Source organism: Ciceribacter sp. RN22 (assembly GCF_024054295.1).
Lineage (GTDB): Bacteria > Pseudomonadota > Alphaproteobacteria > Rhizobiales > Rhizobiaceae > Allorhizobium > Allorhizobium lividum.
Window position 1 is genome coordinate 1 of record NZ_JAMXLD010000018.1, and the last position, 1,633, is coordinate 1,633.

A 1,633-nucleotide genomic window follows, 5' to 3' on the forward strand; every position below is an offset into this window, starting at 1 on the left:
TGTGGCCGCAAAGTTGAAGTGTCCTGTTTCTGCAAAGTTGGAATGTCACACTCCCCGTCTCTGATTGACGTCTGGGAGATTGCAGATGGGATTGATTGCGATGAGCGCGCGCGATCTGCAGCGGATTGAGGTTTTGTCGAAGGTGGTCGACGGCCGGATGACGATGGTGACGGCAGCGCATGTTCTTGAGTTGAGTACGCGTCAGGTGCGTCGACTGCTGGAGCGGATCCGGACGGATGGTGCGGCGTCGATCCGGCACAGAGCGATCGGCCGACCATCGAACAACCGGATCAGCGACGGCGTGCGCGATTATGCCATGGCGATCGTGCGCGAGCGCTATGCGGATTTCGGTCCGACGCTGGCGGCCGAGAAGCTGGCCGAGCGCGACGGGCTGACGGTGTCGCGCGAGACCTTGCGCCAATGGATGGCGGAGGCCGGTCTGTGGCTGTCGCGCAAGCAGCGCCGCACCTTTCACCAGCCGCGGCTGCGGCGCGAGGCCTATGGTGAACTGGTGCAGATCGACGGTTCCGAGCATCGCTGGTTCGAAGATCGCAGTGACCCATGTTCGCTGCTGGTGTTCATCGATGATGCGACCGGCAAGCTGATGCAGTTGCGGTTCGTACGATCGGAAAGCGCGTTTACGTATTTCGAGGCGCTGGAGCTCTATCTGAAGGCGCATGGTGCTCCGGTCGCCTTCTATTCCGACAAGCATTCGGTGTTCCGGGTGGCGAAGAAAGACGCCAAGGGCGGCCAGGGCATGACGCAGTTCGGGCGGGCGCTTTCAGAGCTAAACATCGAGATTCTTTGCGCAAATTCGAGCCAGGCGAAGGGCCGGGTCGAGCGGATGAACCGGACGCTACAGGATCGGTTGATCAAGGATCTGCGTCTGGAGGGCATCTGCGGGATGGACGACGGCAACGCTTTCCTGCCTCGGTTCATGGAGCGCTATAACCGGCAATTTGCCATTTCCCCTGCCCGGCCTGATGACCTGCACCGGCCGATGAACCTTGCCCCGGATCGGCTGCGCGAGGTCCTGTGCAAACGTGAGCAGCGTTATGTCGGTGCGCAACTGACATTCTCCTACGAGCGCCAGCGGATCATGCTGGAAGAGAACGAGGTGACGCGTGGGTTGGTCGGACGCTATGTCGAGACCTACGCTTTCGCCGATGGTCGGCTGGACGTGCGCTGGAAGGGGCATTCCCTGCCCTACCGGGTGTTCGACAAGGACCAGCGGGTGACGCATGCGGCGATCACCGAGAACAAGCGGCTTTCCGATGTGCTGGCCTATATCAAGGAGCGGCAGGAGCAGCAGACGAAGCCGGCCGTGAAGACGAACAGCGAGAAGATTGGCTACAAACCGCGGGGCCGCAAGCCGGGCAAGCGGACGGATTTCATGAACGATCCGGCTGTCATTGCTCGGCGGCGGCAGGCGCTCTCCATCCTCGATGCCGCAGAGTGATCGACTGCTCGGGCTGTCAAAGCTAAAGCCGGTCAGCGGCCAATCCACCCGCCCCGATCTTCCCTTGCAACCCGGACCAGCCGGTCAGATCGGGGCTGGTCGGAGTGCCGTGCGGCAGCCCAAAGTGACATTTCAACTTTGCGCCGGAACGGACATTTCAATCTGGCCGCCACA

At 61.5% G+C, this 1,633-nt stretch carries 1 protein-coding gene; it reads left to right on the forward strand.

What is annotated here, in order from left to right; all coding sequences use genetic code 11:
• The first annotated feature begins 85 nt into the window (after nucleotides 1–85).
• Nucleotides 86–1,459 carry an ISNCY family transposase gene (locus NHF53_RS22675; protein ID WP_129334168.1) on the forward strand — a complete coding sequence of 458 codons (1,374 nt, stop codon included), beginning with the start codon at nucleotides 86–88 and terminating at the stop codon, nucleotides 1,457–1,459.
• The last annotated feature ends 174 nt before the right edge of the window (nucleotides 1,460–1,633 follow it).